The 20,709-nt window shown below is 39.7% G+C and carries 15 protein-coding genes; 7 read left to right on the forward strand and 8 right to left on the reverse strand.

Annotated features, from left to right (window positions below; translation table 11 throughout):
- The 3 genes from NL42_RS01745 to dxs all read right to left on the reverse strand — a co-directional run.
- The coding region (locus NL42_RS01745; RefSeq protein WP_461311536.1) for a DEAD/DEAH box helicase at positions 1-1,610 on the reverse strand (1,610 nt) is incomplete at its 3' end.
- 405 nt (positions 1,611-2,015) lie between these two features.
- On the reverse strand, positions 2,016-2,846 hold the full coding sequence (locus tag NL42_RS01750) for an inositol monophosphatase family protein (RefSeq protein ID WP_461311537.1): 831 nt from the start codon (positions 2,844-2,846) through the stop codon (positions 2,016-2,018).
- Positions 2,847-2,964: 118 nt separating this feature from the next.
- Complete coding sequence (gene dxs / locus NL42_RS01755; protein ID WP_461311538.1) at positions 2,965-4,869, reverse strand: 1-deoxy-D-xylulose-5-phosphate synthase; 1,905 nt, start codon at positions 4,867-4,869, stop codon at positions 2,965-2,967.
- 303 nt (positions 4,870-5,172) lie between these two features.
- Between dxs and ribA the strand changes: the two genes are divergently transcribed.
- The 3 genes from ribA (at position 5,173) to aroE (ending at position 7,820) form a co-directional block, all read left to right on the forward strand.
- On the forward strand, positions 5,173-5,784 hold the full coding sequence (gene ribA, locus NL42_RS01760; RefSeq protein ID WP_005301174.1) for a GTP cyclohydrolase II: 612 nt from the start codon (positions 5,173-5,175) through the stop codon (positions 5,782-5,784).
- Between the two features lie 118 nt (positions 5,785-5,902).
- Positions 5,903-6,853 carry an oxygen-dependent coproporphyrinogen oxidase gene (gene hemF / locus NL42_RS01765; RefSeq protein ID WP_461311539.1) on the forward strand — a complete coding sequence of 317 codons (951 nt, stop codon included), beginning with the start codon at positions 5,903-5,905 and terminating at the stop codon, positions 6,851-6,853.
- Between the two features lie 178 nt (positions 6,854-7,031).
- Entirely contained in the window at positions 7,032-7,820 is a 789-nt protein-coding gene (aroE, locus tag NL42_RS01770) for a shikimate dehydrogenase (protein WP_461311540.1), read from the forward strand.
- A gap of 49 nt (positions 7,821-7,869) precedes the next feature.
- On the opposite strand, the gene NL42_RS01775 is transcribed toward aroE, so the two are convergent.
- Positions 7,870-10,203 (reverse strand): hypothetical protein, encoded by a 2,334-nt coding sequence (locus NL42_RS01775; RefSeq protein ID WP_461311541.1) that lies wholly within the window; start codon positions 10,201-10,203, stop codon positions 7,870-7,872.
- A 255-nt stretch (positions 10,204-10,458) separates the two neighbouring features.
- On the opposite strand from NL42_RS01775, the gene NL42_RS01780 reads away from it, so the two are divergent.
- Complete coding sequence (locus NL42_RS01780) at positions 10,459-12,282, forward strand: acyl-CoA dehydrogenase C-terminal domain-containing protein (protein WP_016140081.1); 1,824 nt, start codon at positions 10,459-10,461, stop codon at positions 12,280-12,282.
- A 73-nt stretch (positions 12,283-12,355) separates the two neighbouring features.
- Here the strand turns inward: NL42_RS01780 and NL42_RS01785 are convergent, their stop codons facing one another.
- On the reverse strand, positions 12,356-13,003 hold the full coding sequence (locus tag NL42_RS01785; protein ID WP_461311546.1) for a hypothetical protein: 648 nt from the start codon (positions 13,001-13,003) through the stop codon (positions 12,356-12,358).
- Positions 13,004-13,254: 251 nt separating this feature from the next.
- Here NL42_RS01785 and NL42_RS01790 point away from each other — a divergent pair, with 251 nt between their 5' ends.
- Positions 13,255-13,509 (forward strand): PspC domain-containing protein, encoded by a 255-nt coding sequence (locus NL42_RS01790; RefSeq protein ID WP_461311542.1) that lies wholly within the window; start codon positions 13,255-13,257, stop codon positions 13,507-13,509.
- Positions 13,510-13,573: 64 nt separating this feature from the next.
- Here the strand turns inward: NL42_RS01790 and NL42_RS01795 are convergent, their stop codons facing one another.
- From NL42_RS01795 to NL42_RS01805, 3 genes are all read right to left on the reverse strand, one after another.
- Complete coding sequence (locus NL42_RS01795; protein ID WP_461311543.1) at positions 13,574-14,674, reverse strand: HPP family protein; 1,101 nt, start codon at positions 14,672-14,674, stop codon at positions 13,574-13,576.
- Between the two features lie 133 nt (positions 14,675-14,807).
- Positions 14,808-15,605, reverse strand: coding sequence for a TIGR03915 family putative DNA repair protein (locus tag NL42_RS01800; RefSeq protein WP_461311544.1), 798 nt, complete (start codon positions 15,603-15,605; stop codon positions 14,808-14,810).
- A gap of 2 nt (positions 15,606-15,607) precedes the next feature.
- Complete coding sequence (locus NL42_RS01805) at positions 15,608-16,870, reverse strand: putative DNA modification/repair radical SAM protein (RefSeq protein ID WP_005804586.1); 1,263 nt, start codon at positions 16,868-16,870, stop codon at positions 15,608-15,610.
- A 779-nt stretch (positions 16,871-17,649) separates the two neighbouring features.
- On the opposite strand from NL42_RS01805, the gene glyQ reads away from it, so the two are divergent.
- Both glyQ and glyS read left to right on the forward strand, forming a co-directional pair.
- Entirely contained in the window at positions 17,650-18,627 is a 978-nt protein-coding gene (gene glyQ / locus NL42_RS01810; RefSeq protein WP_002044989.1) for a glycine--tRNA ligase subunit alpha, read from the forward strand.
- A complete protein-coding gene (glyS, locus tag NL42_RS01815; RefSeq protein ID WP_461311545.1) occupies positions 18,627-20,696 on the forward strand; it encodes a glycine--tRNA ligase subunit beta in 2,070 nt (689 codons plus the stop codon). The genes glyQ and glyS overlap by 1 nt, the downstream gene beginning before the upstream one ends.
- Positions 20,697-20,709: the final 13 nt, after the last annotated feature.

The following is a 20,709-nucleotide window of genomic DNA, read 5'->3' on the forward strand; positions in this document are numbered from 1 at the left end:
TCACCACCGAAGCTACGTTTTGGACGATCACCAAAACTACCTTCACGACGTGGTTTATAATCTACGCGGTTACCACGGTTGTCATCATTCGAGTCAAAACGCGGTTTATCATTGAAACCACCTTCGCGACGCGGACGATCTGAACTGAACTCGCGACGTGGACGATCTTCAAAACCACCTTCACGACGTGGACGGTCAGAATTGAACTCGCGACGTGGACGATCTTCACCGCCAAACGCTGGACGCTCACCACGTGGTTTATCATCGAAGCTACGACGTGGACGGTCATCACGACCACCTTCACGGCGTTTGAAGTTGCTTTCGCCTTCAAAACGACGACCACCACCAAAACCACCGCCGCCACTACGACGACCATCACGACCACCGCCGCCATTACCACTACGGCCACGACCACCGCCATCACGACCTGAACGAGCAGGAGGTGGAGATGGCTCTAAGCCTTCAATTTCAGAAACACTTAAACGAGCTTCTAAATATTCTTCAAGAGCACGAATCTTACCGCGTTCACGATAAGTCGCTAAAGTAATTGCTTGACCAGTACGACCAGCACGACCAGTACGACCAATACGGTGTACATAATCTTCATGCTTCATCGGAAGACCGAAGTTAATTACGTGAGAAATAGTCGGAACGTCAAGACCACGAGCAGCAACGTCAGTTGCAACTAAGATTTTTGCACGACCTTCACGAATACTACGTAAACGACGGTTACGAACTGTTTGTGGCATTGCACCATGAAGTGCAACAACAGAATGACCTGCTTCAGCAAGTTCTTCTGCCAACATATCTGTGTCTTCTTGCGTGCTAGCGAAAACAACAGCTTGATCTAAGTTTTCATCACTTAACCAATGTGTAAGTAATTTTTTCTTATGTTCAAAGCCATCAGTCCAATGCAATGTTTGCGTAATATCTGTATTGGTTGAATGACCTGTTTCAATTGCGATACGCATAGGATCTTTCATCATGCATGATGCAAGACGAATGATACGATCAGCAAATGTTGCAGAGAACATTAATGTTTGTTTACGGTTAGCCGCTAATTCGCTAATTGCTTCTAAGTCTTCAGAGAAACCTAGGTCAAGCATACGGTCCGCTTCATCAACGATTAAAGCATCTACTTGATCTAATTTAATTTGACGACGATTCACCAAGTCAAGTAAACGACCAGGTGTTGCAACAACAACTTGCGCGCCTTTTAATTGTTGAATTTGTTTTGCAAATGGCATACCGCCCATAATGGCAGCAATACGAACACCTTTCATGTGACGTACAAGTGCGATTGCATCTTGACTTACTTGCTGTGCCAATTCACGAGTTGGTGAAATTACCAAGATATTTGGTTGAGTCACTGCTTTCATACGGTCTTTGAACGGTACAACTGTTTCTTGACCAGCTAAAGCATTTAATGTTGGGAGTAAGAATGCAGCTGTTTTACCAGAACCAGTTTGGCTTGATACGAGAAGGTCTTTACCTTCTAAAGCAGCAGGAATTGCTTGTTCTTGTACAGCAGTCGGGGTAGTAAAACCTAAACCTTCAAGCGCTTGTTGTAAGGTTTCATGCAAAGAAAATTCGGCAAAAGATTTGCTCATAGAGAGTTTCACCCTTGTGGGTGCTCCATTTTTAATAAATACAAAATAGACATCGGCAAAAAGCGGCAAAGCAAAATTAGCTGAAAACTTTTATTCAGCAGCAATCCGAGTAACGACGATGTGGACTAAACGCATGCTTGATTACGGCCGAACCTGAAGAATCGCTGAGCGATCGGGGCGCAAGAAATGGTCCTCTCTATGGACGGCGTGCGCTTACAATGAATAGAACAGAATGTTCAGGTAATGAACGGAAATTTAAGTGCGTTGGCGGATTATAGCAGAAATAATTTAAAAGTCACCTGTTTTAATCAACTTTGTTCATATTTCTTGAATTAATTTAATTTACTCTTCATTTAAAACACAAAACCCTCTGATTAAAGAGGGTTTTATTTATAATAAGCTAAATTATTTTGCAGCTTTATCCCAAGCTGGAACAACAGTTTGCATTAAAGGTTTTAACATTTTAAGCGAACATGCAAGTACTTGACCATTTTCAAATGAGTTATTACCGCCACGCGCGTCAACAACTACACCGCCTGCTTCTTTAAGAATAAGTTCACCAGCAGCAATATCCCATGGCTTTAAACCAAGCTCAAAGAAACCATCAAAACGACCAGCAGCTACATATGCTAAATCTAGAGCAGCTGAACCGCCACGACGGATTTGCGCACCAGCTTCAGTAACCGCTAATAAAGATGCGAAATGCTGCTCTGCATAAGATACGATTTCGCCAGCACGTTTAGCACGGTAAGGATGGCCTACTGCCAAGAATGTATTTTCTAAACTATCTTTAACATTGGCACGAATACGGCGTTGATTCATAACTGCACCGCGACCACGGCTAGCAGAGAATAACTCATCACGCACTGGATCGTAGATTACGCCGTGTTGAGTAACACCTTTATGCTGAACTGCAATTGAAATACAGAAATGAGGGAAACCATTAATAAAGTTTTGTGTGCCATCAAGCGGGTCAATTACCCAGCACCACTCTGCATCATGGCCTTTGCCTTCTTGCAAACCAAACTCTTCACCTAAGAAGCTATGGTTTTTATAACTTTTACGTAACGTATCAATCGCTAATTGTTCTAAATAACGATCTACACGTGTTACCGGGCCATCAATGCCTTTCTCTTCAACTTGTAAATCGAGTTTATGACGATTTTGATGCGCTTTTAAAAGCTCTTGACCAACTGTTTGAGCCGCACGCGCAGCCATAACCACCATAGGTTCCATTGAACACCCACTAGACAAATTTGAAGATTTTGACAAAGAATAATGCATAAAAGCGCAGATATTTTAGCAAATATATGCGCTTTTAGGGGGAAAATGTTTCAAAAATTTTATTGGAGGTTTAAACAACCTGATTTAGCTTAAGCCAAACTTTCTCAATTGAGCTCAAAATACCTTTAGCATCTAACCCACAATCTTGTAGCATTTGTCCGTGTGAAGCCTGTTGTAAGAACAAATCTGGCAAGCCTAAATTAATGATAGGTTTCACAATTTGTTCTTGCGCCATAAACTCATTGACAGCGCTACCCGCGCCACCCATAACGGCATGCTCTTCAACAGTGACAAATAAATGAGTGTGTTCAGCTAAATCACGAATCATTTTTTCATCAAGTGGTTTCACAAAACGCATATTTACAACACGCACACCCACATCATGTTTTTGTGCAAATTGTTCGGCAGCTTCTATGGCAACCATAACACGACTACCAAATGCCAAAATTGTAATCTGTTCATCACAAGCAGATTTAATTTCAGCAACGATTTCAGCTTTTCCTAACTCAATAGCAGTCAACTCTTGCTGAATTTCAACACCTACACCTGCACCACGTGGATAACGTACTGCCGCTGGTCCATTATAGACATAGGCTGTATGAAGCATCTGACGACATTCATTTTCATCTTTTGGCGCCATGATGACTAAGTTTGGAACTGTACGCATGTATGCATAATCATATGCACCTGCGTGAGTTGGACCATCTTCACCAACCAAACCGGCACGGTCAATGCCGAAAGTTACGTCAAGATTTTGTAATGCAACATCATGGATAAGCTGATCGTAGCCGCGCTGCAAAAACGTAGAATAAATCGCAACAACAGGTTTTAAACCTTCACAAGCCATTCCTGCTGCAAGTGTTACAGCATGCTGTTCAGCAATCGCAACATCAAAAAATCTCTGCGGAAATTCTTTAGCAAATTGAACCATGCCTGAGCCTTCACACATCGCAGGTGTAATCGCGAGTAGACGCTCATCTTGTGCCGCCTCATCACATAACCACTGACCAAATACATCAGAATATTTAGGTGGTGTTTTACCTGCTGAAGTCGCATTAATTTTGCTAATGGCATGATAGGTAATCGGATCCGCTTCTGCAGGAGTGAAACCTTTACCTTTTTTAGTATAGACGTGGACTAAACGTGGGCCTTTACGCTTCTTGAGAGCATTAAATACTTGGGCCAGTTGATTTACATCATGACCATCGAATGGGCCAAAATAATCGAAACCAATTGCTTTAAATAAATTATCTGCCGCATCTGTTGCTGATTGATGCAAACGAGAGTTATAAGTCCATTTTGGATGTGGCTGTATATATGCTTCGCCATCTTCGTTAACGTTAACTAAATGGCCTTTTTCCCAAATTGCAGCCAAATGTTTAGCAAAGCCACCTGTGCTACAAGAAATTGACATGTCATTGTCATTCAGCACAACAATTAAATCAGCATTATGTGCAACAGCATCGTTCATGGCTTCAAATGCCATACCTGCTGTCATTGCACCATCACCAACAATACAAACGACTTCACATGGATCATTTTGATAGCGACGTGCTAACGACATTCCTAAACCAGCTGAAATTGCTGTTGATGAATGCCCTACGCCGAATGTATCAAAAACTGATTCTTCTCTGGCTGGAAATGCTGCTAAACCATTTTTAGAACGAATCGTCGTCATTTGTTCACGGCGACCTGTCAGCACTTTATGCGGATATGCCTGATGTCCTACATCCCAAACTAATCGGTCATTTGGTGTATTAAAGCAATAATGCAGCGCAACCGTCAGCTCAACCACGCCGAGATTAGCACCGAAATGGCCACCACTCTGGCCTGCTGCATATAAAATATATTGACGCAACTCATCAGCCACTTGAACCAATTGGCTATGCTCGAGCTGACGTAATTGTTGAGGATGATCAATTGCATCTAACAATGGCGTAACAGGGCGTTGAGTTGGAATTTCGGTATACAACATATGTGGCAAAGCCTTTATAAGCCTGGCAAATCCTAAGCTGGGTCAAAATGGGTCGATCATACAATCGAATGAAGTCACCTTCAATCAGCCACATTTGCGAACGAGTTCATGCAAAGCAGTCTCTCATACATCATGGGTATGGTTGGCAGATTATCCTGAATAATCTGACTATTTATCAACTATTATCGTCATGTTTATACAAAAAAGAAAACCTTAGTGTGCAAAATGATTATGACAATTCGACCAATCTCCCAGCATTACGCTATACTTTAAACCGTTTTCGGTTAAAAGATGAGTTAATCTGTGCCTATAGAGTTCATTGCAACATCAAAACTCCCGACCGCTTTTGGTGAATTCAATATTTCTGTGTTTCAAGATCCAGTATCAGGTGAAGAACATGTGGCACTTTCTAAAGGGTTAGAAAATCCACCTACAGGCCCTGTTTTGGTTCGTGTACATTCAGAATGTTTAACAGGTGATGCTTTTGCATCATTAAAATGCGACTGTGGTCCTCAATTGCAGGCAACTCAAAAGCTCATCAACGAAGCAGGCCAAGGCGTTATTTTATATTTACGTCAAGAAGGCCGTGGTATTGGGCTTACAAATAAAATTCGCGCCTATGCTTTACAAGATCAGGGTCATGACACCGTAGATGCTAATTTACTTTTAAATTTACCTGCCGATGCACGTCGTTACGACATGTGCAGCATCATGCTAGATCATTTAGAAGTAAAAGAAGTTAAATTAATTACCAATAATCCTTTGAAAATTCAGGCACTCAAAGATCAAGGAATTAATGTGGTTGACCGCGTTCCATTAACGGTTGGACGCAACCCTTTTAATGAACAATATTTAAAAACCAAACGTGAACGTATGGATCACCTTTATCAAAAAGATGATTTTTTAAAAAAATAAATATTTAAAAAGCAATCGCAAGGGATTTTTGAGACATTTCTTAAAAATCCCTTACTTTTTTTATGGTTTTGTGCTTTGATGTATCTATCTCCTATCTCAATCATCTTTGAGGGTCACTATGCAACATCCGACTTCAACAGATATTCAACGTGTCCGCGAATTTCTCCTCGATTTACAAGCCCGTATATGTGCGGGTTTAGAACAACAAGAAAAAGCTGGCGGCGGTACGAGTGAATTTATTATTGATGATTGGAAGCGTCCTGAAGGTGGTGGTGGGCGTTCACGAGTTTTGCAAAATGGTACAGTGATTGAAAAAGGTGGTGTGATGTTTTCTCACATCAACATTAGTAAACTCCCCGCTTCTGCTACAGAAAGACACCCTCAAATTGCTGGTGCTAAAGCGCAGGCACTTGGTGTCTCATTAGTAATTCATCCTAAAAACCCCAATATCCCAACTTCTCATGCCAATGTACGTTTATTCGTTGCAGAGCCTGAAGGACAAGATCCAATTTGGTGGTTTGGCGGTGGTTTTGACTTAACACCGTTCTATCCAGATGAGCAAGATGTTGTCGATTGGCATCAAGCCGCTTACGACCTGTGTCAGCCTTTTGGTGACAATGTCTATGCAGAACATAAAAAATGGTGTGACGATTACTTCTATTTAAAACATCGCGATGAACAACGAGGCGTCGGTGGTTTATTCTTTGATGATCTAAATGGCTGGGATTTCGAAACTTGCTTTAAATATATTCAAGCAGTAGGTAATGGCTATTTAAATGCCATTCTGCCAATTTTTGAAAAACACCGTGAACAACCTTATACCGAAGCTCAACGTGAATTTCAGCTTTACCGTCGCGGTAGATATGTCGAATATAACTTAGTATATGACCGCGGAACATTGTTTGGCTTACAAACAGGTGGACGTATCGAATCTATTTTAGTCAGCCTCCCTAACCTTGCAGGTTGGTCATATCGTCCTGAGTGGGATGAAGACTCGCCAGAGAAACGTTTAACCGACTATTACCTAAAACCACGTGACTGGCTAAATCTAAAAGAAAAAGTCGCTTAATTTTTTGCTTTTTGGAGATTCTTTGGCTTCCACCCTAGAGAATCTCCTTTTTTATTTTCACTTTTCTGAACCTCATTCAAATATTTTTTCTTATTCCAATTTGGCTTATAGTGAGGCCTGCTGAATATTCAGCACACGTTTTTATGCTTCATGCCATTTTAAAATTTTGGATATAAGAATGACCAAACAGTTTGCAGTAATTGGCAACCCAATCGAACAATCACGCTCTCCTGAATTGCATCATGCTTTCGCTCAAAAAACAGGTGTTGATCTCGACTATCAAAAACGTCTTGCCCCTCTTGATGGTTTTGAACCGAGTATGCGTAGTTTCTTTGCAAATGGTGGAAGTGGCATGAACGTTACCGTACCGTTTAAAGAACAAGCTTTTGCTTTGTGTGATGTGTTAACCGAACGCGCTCAAATTGCGAAAGCGGTGAATACGTTATGGATGCAGAATGGCAAATTGCACGGCGATAATACTGATGGCCAAGGCTTAGTGGCCGCAATTCAAGCCTTAGACTGGAACCTAGAAAATACAAATATTTTAATTTTAGGGGCTGGTGGCGCGACTCGTGGTGTTATTTACCCACTAGTACAGGCTGGCGCTAAAAAGATTGTGATTGCGAACCGTACTCTCGCTCGTGCAGAGCAACTTGTAGATGACTTAAAAGCAGCAGTTTCACAAGCTCAATTACAAGCAATTTCTCTAAATGAGTTAGAAGGGAATTTTGATATTGTAATTAATGCAACTTCTGCAAGCCTTTCAGGTGACGTATTACAATTACCTGAAAATTTAGAGTTCAAATATGCCTATGAAATGGCTTATGGCAAGCCGTCTAGTTTCCTTGACCAAGCTAAACAACGCAATGTGCCTTATGCAGAAGGTTTTGGAATGTTAGTGGGTCAGGCCATTGAAGCTTTCTATATCTGGAATGGCGTGAGACCTGAATTAAAAGATTTTCTATAAAGCAAAAAGAACCTACTTTAAGTAGGTTCTTTTTTGACTGCATTATTTATTACTTTTTAGTTGTAACCATTTGCTGGTAAACATCGCGGAAAATCTCATAATCAATAAATTCATTATGTTCAGGTTTTAAATTCTGAATTGTCTTTTCCGTAAGTTGCTGTTTACGTGCAGCAGCATAAGCCTTACCTAAAATATCAGCTGTTTCTGACAACAATTGTTTTTCTTCAACAGAAGCACCATTTTGTTGTTCAAATTCTAATTGATATTGTTTCGAGAAAAGCTGCTCAGGCTGCTTATATTTTTTCTGTAATTTTTGCCATGCTTCACGCCCTGCCTTACCTTGTATTGTTGTAATCACAATATGGTCCACAGCACGACCTAAATCATTATCAAATTGCTCTTCTTGCTCAAGATGATGCTTTTTCTGCAATGCTTCTATACGCTCTAAAGCCTTACCTTGAGGATTATAGGTTTCTTCTTCAGAGAACCAATAAGCATAAACTTCGGCAATTTCTTGCAACTGTTGAACTGAATAATAATGAATATATGACGGTTTTTCGGCAGTCAATTTTGCAATAAACACAGCCTTATACGTTTTATCATAGGCACGTGTTGCATCATAAGTTTGGTTAGCCAACAGCGCCAGACTCGAATCTAAATCTTGTACATCACTATGTAAGCCAACCGGATGTTCAGAAACATCACTCTGCCCAAGTTTTTCACTAAAGCCTTTTATGAAGTTTTCAAATAGCGAACCTTTGCTTGCTTCAGCAACTGATTTAGCTTGTTTAAGCTGCTGCTGGTCAATTGAAGTTGCTTTACCATAATTTAGAATTTGCATGTCTGCTTTAATATTAAAGCGATGGTTAAATTCAGCTGGTGTATATGCAACATCGTAATCTGCGTTGACTAAACGGCCTTTTTCATCAAGTCCAACATCAATCGTAATTGGATTTCTTTGTTTTGGTAAAGCTTGATCAATCTCTGCTTTATGTTTTAACCATAAAGCTTTGAATGCATCATCATTCACAAACTGGTTCTGATCATAAGCTGCAAAAGTTTGTTTTAATGCAGCTCGACGAGCTTTAATCTGAGTTTTTTCGGTATTTACAGCGCTCCGATCAAGTACATCAATACCGTAAATTTGGCAGTAATTAATATCGCCTAAGGCAACTGGTTTATTAAGAGCCTGTAATTCAACACACTGATCTTCTGTAAGTGAAGCGACTTCTGCGGCTTGCTCATCATCTGCTACAGCAACGTCTTCGGCTTGAGCTGAATCAGGGACTGCCTCTGCTGCTGCCACATCTTGAGCTGCACTTGCTTGGTCTTCATCACCTTCTTCAGAAGTCAATGTGTTGCCAAAATGAGCATTAATAAGTGAATAAAGTTGCTGACTGACAGCTGCGGCATCCTCAGAAGAAACTTTCTGCCCCTTAGCGCTGCCCGCTTTTTTCTTAGCTTCCGAAGCAGCTAATTCTGTTGCTATAGATTCAGCAATCTTTTGGTCGTCAAACCCTAAAACACTTTTTTGCAAATATTTTTCATTAACTTGACCATAAAGTTCCGATTGCAGCAATAACTCTTCAACCGTATCTTTTAATCGAATTTTCTCTACAATTCCGGCTTTACGCTCAGCATCACTAACGGATAAACGTTGTAAATTTTGTGGTTCAGCTAAACGATAAGACACAGCACCAGAAGCTTTTGCATATTCAACAAACTTCTTCATATCGACGTTTGTAAACAGATTTTTATACTTTGAAAAATCGACATACGCCAAGTTATTTTGATTGTCTTTATTGACCAGATAAGGCATTAATCCGAAATAATTAACGTAAAACTTATAGTCTTTCAGATCAAGTACCATTGGCAATTTTGCCTGTACCAATAAGGTCGGTTTCTCATATCTTGCAGTGAGATTGAAAGACCCCATTTTTTGACGGTAATGAACTGAACCATCGTAACTAAATTGGAGATCATTTAATAAATTTATTAATACGGCATTTACTTTTTCTGAACGTGATTCGTCAGATATACCCGAAACAGATTGCTCATTTGCAATTGCGGCATAAAGCGCCTGCTTCTGTTTTTTATTCAAATTAGTTTTTTGTTCACGTAAATATTGATCTACTTTTTTTTGCACTCCAGCATCAAGCTGAGCCATTTTCTCTACAGCGCTTATTTTCTTGGGCTGATTTGAATCAACATTAACTTTAAAATGCCCACGGTAGTCATAGCTTGGGTATTCATACATTGCATTCATACCCTGAATGACTTTTTGATCTAAGTTGGCAGATGCCACTGATGGACGTAGGTTATGCTGCGCACACGCGGTCAAACCCAAACTAAATAAACATAAACTGAGATATTTTAAATGCATAACCTTTTTTAAAACCTTATAGCTTTATCTTTTTAGCAAAACTTGCTAAAAATAAAAAATAGTTGTTTTTTCACATAAAAGTATAAGTCCTGAATGTAGCAGAAAATGTATTTTCAGGTGTATTTATTTTCGACAAAATTCGCTTTTCTGACATTTCTTTCAGATGTGATTATCATTGTATTTTTATCAGGTGAGTGAATAATCAAATCATCGATTCAGATAATCCCACAATGATTCAAAATTAGGATTAAAGCCATGCCAGCATATAAAGCCCCGCTACATGATATTCGTTTCTTAATGAATGAAGTATTAGATTACCCTGCTCACTATAAAACTTTATCAAATGGTGAAAATGCAGATCCAGATACAGTTGATATGATTCTTGAAGGTGCGGCAGATTATTGTGAAAACGTATTGTCGCCACTTAACCAATCTGGTGATGAAGAAGGTTGCCATTTTGACAACGGCGAAGTCACTACGCCAAAAGGCTTTAAAGAAGCTTATGACCAATTCGTAATGGGCGGTTGGCAAGGTCTTTCTTATCCAGAAGAATTTGGTGGTCAAGGCCTGCCAATGTCATTAAATCTGATTAAATCGGAAATGATGGGTACTGCAAACTGGTCATTTACGATGTACCCTGGCTTAAGTTCAGGTTGTATGAACACCATCTTGCAATTCGGTACCGATGAGCAAAAACAAACCTATATGCCTAAACTTGTTGAAGGGACTTGGAGCGGCACAATGTGCTTAACCGAACCTCAATGTGGTACAGACTTAGGTCAAGTTAAAACTAAAGCTGAACCTCAAGCAGACGGCACTTATAAAATCTCTGGTACAAAAATCTTCATTTCTGCCGGTGAACATGACTTAACTGAAAATATTATTCACATCGTACTTGCACGTCTTCCAGATGCTCCTGCTGGTACTCGTGGTATTTCATTATTTATCGTGCCTAAATTCATCCCTACTGCTGATAGCGGTATCGGTGAACGTAATGCTGTGACTTGCGGTTCAATCGAACACAAGATGGGCATCCGTGCTTCTGCAACTGCGGTACTCAACTTTGATAATGCCACTGGTTATTTAATCGGTGAAGTTAACAAAGGTCTACACGCAATGTTTACCTTCATGAATACAGCACGTATTGGTACTGCTGTTCAAGGTATTGCACACGCCGAGTTATCTTTCCAAGGTGCGTTACCTTATGCGAAAGATCGTATGTCTATGCGTGCGCTTTCGGGCAAGAAAGATCCAGACAAAGTTGCTGATGCAATCATTCATCATGCTGACGTGCGTCGCCTGTTGTTGACTCAAAAAGCAATTGCTGAAGGTGGCCGTTCAATGATCTATCATGCTGCAAAACTTGCAGACAAAATGACAGATGCATTAACACGTGGCGACCAAGCTGCTTACGAAGACTACGATGACAAACTTGGTTTCTACACACCAATTTTAAAAGGTTTCTTGACTGAACTTGGTTTAGAAGCTGCAAACAACGGTATGCAAGTTTACGGCGGCCATGGCTACATTAAAGAATGGGGCATGGAACAAATCGCTCGTGATGCTCGGATCTCAACGCTATACGAAGGTACCACTGGCATTCAAGCACTTGACTTGATTGGTCGTAAAGTGTTGCTTAGCTCAAAAGGCAAAGTGGTTCGTGACTACACTGCTGAAATTTTAAAATTCTGTGCTGCGCACGCACGTAATAAATACTTACGTCGTTTTGCTTGGGACCTAACTAAGCTTTGTGCTCAGTGGAATACTTTAACTGTTCGTATCATGCTTGCTGCACGTAAAGACCGTGATATCGTATCTTCTGCTTCTGTAGACTTTTTAATGTTCTCTGGCTACGTGATGATGGCTTACTTCTGGGCTCAACAAGCAGTCATTGCTTCTGAGAAACTTGAAGCAGGTGACGGTGCAGAAACACCTGAATTCTATAAAGCAAAAATCAAAGTTGCAGACTTCTACTTTGACCGTATGTTGCCTCGTACCCAAGGTCATGCAGAATCGATGGTGACAACCTCTCGCACATTAACATCATTACCAGTTGAACACTTCAGCTTCGACTACTAATGATTTTTAAATAGACAAACAAAAAGAGCGCAATTCATATTGCGCTCTTTTTTATTCAAGTAAAATTAAATATTTATTCTTTAGTTAAAACATAACCCTTGTTTGGAACAAAATAATTTTGCTCTAAAAATTCACGATTTTTACCATAATCGCTATAAAACAGTTTTTCCAGATTCATAACCAATCTTTTGTTTGAATCAAAATTAAAATAAAAATTAACTTTAGATAAAGGACATTGAATCGTTAACTCATGCTCTTTTTCATCTACCTTCCAATTTAAAGAAGGACACAATTCATTTACAGCGGCACTTTTCGCCCCATCTTTACTTCCCACACGACCAAAATGAATAACATTCCAATAAGCCGATCCATTAGGTAATAGATTTAAAATGTACTCAGCTTCGCCCGACTCACAATCGGCAAAAGCATCCTCACATGAAATTCGGGTGTGATATCGCCCGACATATTGCAATAAAGTTCCGCTTAACTTTTTGGTTTGATCTAAGTTTTCTTCAGGTAAAAAAGTACGTCCTGCTACATAATCTAATGTTTTTGTAGATGTACTATTTTTTATTAAATTTTCTTCATGTGTCGAATTAGAACTTGTACTAGAGTGATCTTTTGAGTTGGTATGGCTGATGTCGCAAGCACCAAGTGTCAGGCACATCATAGCCCCTAAAACTAAATGCTTAACTAAAAACCTAGACCGCTTCAAAGACATATACATTATTCACAGATAACAGCAATAGCCATGTTTATATTCATTTTTCAGGCCTAATCAAATGCTGCAAGAAACCTTTAAGCCCTGAAAAGGTGCATTTTAGTTGATGTTGGTTTCCTTCATTCTAATCCTTTACATATTTTAACCATTTTACTTCTGCGAGGACTTTAAACCTTTTATTTCGCCTCCATATTTTTATTAAGCAAGAGCGCAATAGCTTCTTGTAATTATTTATCTTTAAGGAGAATTAGATGGCCAGTTCTGGTTTATATCGCTCGAACCGACACAGCATGATCGCCGGTGTAATGGGTGGTATTGCTGAACGTTTTGGTTGGAACGTGACTTTATTACGCATCATTTTTGTTATTATCTCAGTTATGAGTGCGGCCTTTCCAGGAATTTTAGTTTACTTAGTTTTATGGTTAGTCATTCCGAAAAAACAGCCAGAACATATTGAAGGCTATAGCTCCTCCGTTCGAACAGTAAATGAAGAACGAGTACGCTAATTAATAACTTTGGTCGCTACGGTTGCATCCCCTAATCAACCGTAGCTTTTTTTTATTCTAAAAATTATAGCTTTCGATTTAACTGTTGCTGTAACGCAGCAATCATATCTGCACGGCTAATCATTCCAATGAGTGTCCGTTCTTCAACTACTGGAATATAGTTAAACGATTTTTCCACAAAATACGGCACCAGATCTTGAATAGGCTGTGTTGGTAGCACCGTAACCACTCGACGACTCATAATTTGTTTTACATAGTGCTGCCAAGAGTTTCTTGGGTCGGCTGCACCTTTAAACCACTCAACAACTTCATATAACGCTAAAGTTCCCACTAAATGATTTTCAGCATTAACCACAGGTAAGCTCATCAAGTTCACTTGTTTAAATTTATCGAGTACCTGATGAATGTCGTCATCTTCATGTAGTTTGATGACATCACGGCTCATAATATCCTGACAGATATATTGATTTACCATGCGCTCATTGGCATGTTCTTGAGCTTCTAAAATAATCTTTTCTAAGTCGTACTGACTAATATCTAAAAGTTCAATGTGATGCCCTAATGCGTACTCAATATCTTTCGGCTGAATTGATACTTTTTGAGTCGGTGTAGGGTCTTTACTGCGGTCATTAAAATGAGCAGTAACCGGATAATGCCGCCCAATTAATCTATTAAAAAAGACGGCGAAACCGAGTAAAAGAAGCGAGTTGAGTAAAACTGGATAAAAAATAAAATAAAATCCTAATTTATGAATTGCCGCCCCACCTAATACAGCCGTAATTGCTACAGCGCCACTCGGTGGATGTAAAGAGTCGGTGGTCATCATTAAAAATATGGCAAAGCCCACTGCGACACTAAAAGCGGTGGTTAAATCAGGAATCCACTGCGCACAGGCAACACCAATAATTCCAGCTAAGGTATTACCAACAATCACATTCCATGGTTGAGCCAAAGGGCTGGTCGGCACAGCAAACAATAGAACAGATGAGGCACCCATTGGAGCGATGTACCAAGCATTAATTCCACCCAGAACATACCAGCTAATTAAGGAAGAAATTGCTAAACCACACAACGCTCCGATACCGCAAAGTAACCGTTCCTTTAAAGGTAAAACCTTAAAATTTGGCTTTAAAATCTGTAACCATTCTGGCTGTATAACACTCACAGTACACCTTTGGGGATATGCCGTTATTTATAACGGGCAAAAGTATACGCCCAAAGCTACATAAAGTGCATTTAAATTATATCTTTAAACAACAAGAAAACTTATTGAAAATAATCTTTATTATTTTAAAACTTTAATATTCCATCAATTTTTCATTCAAATAACGCCAATAGCGCTTTGGCAAATATTGCACATGAAGTTTTATATTTTGGCGTTCTGTAATATTTACGCTGTTAAAATAATCTTTCCAAAGCTGGTCATATAAAACTTCTTGTTCATCCAGCTCAAGCTGAAAGCTTTGACTCATCCCATTTTTTAAATTACGGTCGACTTCAGAAGCTTCAAGTGAAACTTCATGTATTTCACGTAAATCATAATAAATTCCAAACTTACGTTTTTCGTCATAAATCAACCAGCGTTGGTCTTGATATCGCCGTTTAAAATGGGGCTGAATAAGCGGTAAAACATTAAAATCAGGACGTACTAAACTTAAAAAAAGCTCATCTTTAGTTTTCTTAAAACGAATAAAAGCTTCCATTCGATGCTTTTCTCGCCCGACCTTTTTCGTCCACTGAGCAATCGCCAAAACACTAAGATTTGAATAATCTTTTTCTACGGAAAAATGACTACTAAACACATAAATACAGTAATTAAATAAATGCTGATAGGCGTCTAAAGATTCAGATAAATAAGCAAAATAAAATTGTTTTAACGAAGAAGATGAAAGCTTTTTTTGCAGTGCAGACCAAACACGCTCGGCATGTTGCTCATTATTTGAAACCTCAATTTTATCAGCAAATAAGCCATGTTGAGCCGCATCATTCAAACAGAGTCTGACCTGCAATTCTTTAAATTGAAATGCACGAAAAACACAGCTCAGTAGTCCCACCATTGAACCATCAAAATAGTAAGCCACTTCCTCATTAAACATGACTAAAACCCAAGGCTTAATTGCGGCGAAAGCTGCTGCACATATTTCGAGGAACCCTGCGTTAAAATCTGCTGCCGAATAAAACTTGATGATAGTTCTTTTTGGAATTTTGGACTGTCTTCACAGCGAATAAAGAATTTTGCACGTTGGTAAGCCACGCCTAGTTTCTTAAGTAAATCGATATGGATTTTTCCAAAACGGCGAGCCTGCACAATTTTCTTAGCCGATTTCACCCCAATGCCCGGTACACGCAAAATCATTTGATAATCTGCACGATTTAAATCTACTGGAAACTGTTCAGGATGCCTTAATGCCCAGCTTAATTTTGGGTCTACATCAAGATCTAAGTTTGGGTGTTTTTCATTGACGATTTCATTGACCTGAAAACCATAAAAACGCATGAGCCAATCACTTTGATAGAGTCGGTTTTCCCGCAGTAATGGCGGTGCAGAACCCACTGCTGGCAAGTAATTATTTTCGGTATTAATTGGGATATAGCCAGAGAAATAGACGCGTTTGAGTTTAAATTCTTTGTAGTGCTTGTCTGCCATAAACAAGACATCTTGATCTGACTCCTGATGAGCACCCACCACCATTTGGGTGGTCTGCCCTGCTGGCACATATTTCGGTACATGCTTAATAATTTGACGTTCGTCTTTAAGCTGGATGAGCCTGTCACGAACCAAACCTAAATCTTTTTGTACTTCTTGATGTGATTTTTCCGGTGCAAAAGTCTTTAACCCAATTTCGGTCGGCATCTCTAAATTAATACTCATACGGTCAGCATATAAACCTGCTTCATGAATAAGTTCAGGCGATGCTCCCGGAATGGTTTTTAGGTGAATATAGCCATTAAAGTTTTCTTCAAGGCGCAACTTCTTCACGACTTGAAGCATACGCTCCATCGTATGATCCGCCGATTTAAAAATGCCCGAGCTTAAAAATAAGCCTTCGATATAATTACGGCGGTAAAAATTAATGGTTAAATCTACAACCTCTTGCACCGTAAATGCTGCGCGCTGGACGTCATTAGAACGACGTGAAACACAGTAAGCGCAGTCAAAAATACACACATTACTAAATAGAATTTTTAAGAGAGATACACAGCGGCCATCTTCGGTATAGCTATGGCAAATTCCTGAATGGCTGGCATCACCTAGACCTTTATCTTTGTTTTTACGGTCACTGCCACTTGATGAACAAGACACATCATATTTAGCAGCATCAGCAAGAATCTGTAGTTTTTCTCGAATGCGATCAGACATATCAAACGACCTAAGGAAAACAAAGAATATCGTTTAAAAATTAACATTATATGATTTAAAAATTAAGATCGATTAAGATGTTACGCGTCATGATATGACGTGACAATCCCCCGAAAAATAAAACGGAATATCGCAATTGAGCAAATAAGCTGTGATATAAAAAGAGGTTCGCTTTTTTGTATGGGTACAACACCAATGCTGAATCCCATTTTTTCTTTTTTTAAACTTCTCATTCGTAATTTAAATGTAAATGAAGATCAAATTTGGAGATGTTTGTCATTGACTACACCTCTCTATGCTTCCATCACTATTTATATCTTTTTTCTTATTTTTATGTTTTACCCCAACATTATTAGATTTGAACTGCCTGATTTTAACTTCATCTTTCAATTCGGATTATTTATTGGATTCTTACTCCTTATCTACTACATCTTCGTATTTTTTCCTGCCATTTTTATTCAACTTAAATTACATAGGTATCATCGGATTAATTTTTTTACCGTCATTCTAAGCGCGCTGTTTCTTACGTACGTCATTCCAACCTTACTTATGTTGATATTCGCACCAGTAGAACAGTTTGAATTCTTTGTGATTGAATTCTTCTATGTATTAGGTCCATTTTCGTTAACCTATGCCATCATCTATTGGATATTACTGCTCAGAGCAGATCTCAAACAGCATTTAAAAAACAGGACGTAATCCCCCAACTAGCCTTTGCCACTCACCACCAAAATCCTTATACTTAACCACAATTTTTGTTTGATTCCAGTGGATGCACCATGAGTCGTGCTATATCGCATATTGATACATTTCAGGGCTTAATTCTTGCCTTACAAAACTATTGGGCGGAGCAAGGCTGCGTCGTATTACAACCATATGATATGGAAATGGGTGCAGGGACATTCCACACTGCAACTTTCTTACGTGCTTTAGGGCCTGAAACTTGGAATGCTGCATACGTTCAACCTTCACGTCGTCCAAAAGATGGCCGCTACGGTGAAAACCCGAACCGTTTGCAACACTACTACCAATTCCAAGTGGTGCTTAAGCCAAACCCAGACAACATCCAACAGCTTTATCTCGATTCTTTAAAAGCAATCGGGATTGATACGCTTACTCATGACATCCGCTTCGTAGAAGACAACTGGGAATCTCCGACGCTAGGTGCTTGGGGCTTAGGTTGGGAAGTTTGGCTTAACGGTATGGAAGTGACTCAGTTCACTTATTTCCAACAAGTCGGTGGCGTTGAATGTTACCCAGTAACAGGTGAAATCACTTACGGTTTAGAACGTCTAGCGATGTACCTTCAAGGTGTTGACTCGGTTTATGACCTTGTTTGGACGAAAGGCCAATTTGGTACTGTGACTTACGGTGACGTATTCCATCAAAATGAAGTTGAGCAATCGACTTATAACTTTGAATACGCTCCAGTTGAAAAACTATTTGAACTGTTTGATTTTTACGAATCAGAAGCAAACCGTTTGATTGAAGCAAAACTTTCTCTTCCTGCTTATGAGCAAGTTGTTAAAGCATCTCATACCTTTAACTTGCTTGATGCACGTGGCGCAATTTCTGTGACTGAGCGTCAACGTTACATTTTACGTGTACGTACTTTAGCGCGTGCTATTGCACAAAGTTATGTACAAGCACGTGCAGAACTTGGCTTCCCAATGGCAGAACCACACTTGCGTGATGAAGTATTGGCACAGCTAAAAGCACAAGCTGAAAGTGAAGCAGCAAAGGCGGAGAAAAACTAATGAGCAAACATACTGTTTTATTCGAACTTGGCTGTGAAGAGCTTCCACCGAAAAGCTTAAAAAACTTACGCGATGCATTACAGGCAGAAACGGTAAAAGGCTTAAAAGATGCTGGCTTAAATTTCGCATCTATCGAAGCTTATGCAGCTCCACGTCGTTTAGCGCTTAAAATTGTTGATATCGATGCTGCTCAAGCTGATACACAAAAACGTTTTGACGGCCCTGCTGTTCAAGCGGCTTACGATGCAGAAGGCAAACCAACTAAAGCACTCGAAGGCTTTATGCGTGGCCAAGGGATTACTGTTGATCAACTTTCTAATTTCCAAGCTGGTAAAGTTGAAAAAGTTTGCTATTTAAAAGATGTGAAAGGTCAAAGCCTTGATGCTTTACTTCCACAGATTTTACAAACTGCGCTAGATAACTTACCGATTGCTAAGCGCATGCGTTCTGCTGCAAGCCGTACCGAATTTGTACGTCCAGTGAAATGGGTTCTTTTACTCAAAGACGACCAAATTGTTGACGCGACTATTCAAGATCACAAAGCTGGTAATGTGACTTATGGTCACCGTTTCCATGCACCTGAAGCTGTGACTTTAGCGCATGCAAATGACTATTTAGCTGCTTTAGAAAAAGCTTACGTTGTTGCAAACTTTGAAAAACGTCAAGCAACCATTCAAGAACAAGTGAAAAAGTTAGCTGATGAAGTTAATGCAACTGCTATTGTTCCAAGTGACTTACTTGATGAAGTAACAAGCCTCGTTGAATGGCCAGTTGCTCTTCGTGCAAACTTTGAAGAGCGCTTCCTTGCTGTTCCTCAAGAAGCCCTTATTACGACTATGCAGGACAACCAGAAGTATTTCTGTTTGATCAATAACGAAGGTAAATTACAGCCTTACTTCATTACTGTTTCAAATATTGAGTCTAAAGATCCGATTCAAATTATTGAAGGTAATGAAAAAGTTGTTCGCCCTCGTTTGTCTGATGCTGAATTCTTCTTCTTACAAGATCAAAAGCAACCGCTTGCATCTCGTAAAGAAAAACTAGCAAACATGGTATTCCAAGCACAGCTTGGTACGCTTTGGGACAAATCAACACGTATTGCAAAACTTGCTGTCGCATTATCTGCAATCACTGGTGCAAACCCAGCCGACGCTGAAAAAGCTGCGTTACTTGCTAAATGCGACTTAACATCTGAGCTTGTAGGTGAATTCCCAGAACTTCAAGGTATTGCGGGTACTTACTATGCACGCATTGAAGGCGAAAACACTGAAGTTTCAGAAGCTTTAGGCGAACAATATTTACCAAAATTTGCTGGTGATGTCTTACCTAAAACCAAAACTGGTACAACGATTGCCCTTGCTGACCGTTTAGATACTCTTGTTGGTATTTTCGGTATTGGACAAGCACCAACAGGATCTAAAGACCCATTTGCTCTTCGTCGTTCAGCAATTGGTATCTTACGTTTAATCATTGAAAATGAATTAGATGTAACGATTGAAGAGTTAGTTAACCTTGCACTTCAAGGTTATGGTGATATCGTTAAAGACCACGACAAAACTCGTGCTGATGCTGTTGCATTCTTGGAAGGTCGTTACCGTGCTAAGTATGAAGACCAAGGCGTTGCTGTTGACGTACTTCAAGCTGTTCAAGCACTTGCACCAAAATCTCCACTTGATTTTGACAAGCGCGTAAATGCTGTAAACCACTTCCGCGCATTACCTGAAGCTGCCGCACTTGCTGCTGCAAACAAACGTGTTGCTAACATTCTTGCAAAAGAAGCTGCGCCAGAAGGTTCCGTAGTCGAAGCGAACTTGGTTGAAGATGCTGAAAAAGCATTATTTGCTGAGCTTCAGGCAGTTACACCTGTGGTTGAACCATTACTTGCAACAAAAGACTACACTGCTGCACTCTCTAAGCTTGCAGCACTTCGCGCACCGATTGATGCATTCTTTGATGGCGTAATGGTAATGGCAGATGATGCTGACCTGAAAGCAAACCGTTTACGTTTATTGGCTCAGTTGCGTAACTTGTTTACTGCTATTGCTGATGTGAGCGTGTTGCAGGGTTAAAATTATATAGAAA

This window comes from Acinetobacter sp. GN11 (genome assembly GCF_054823985.1).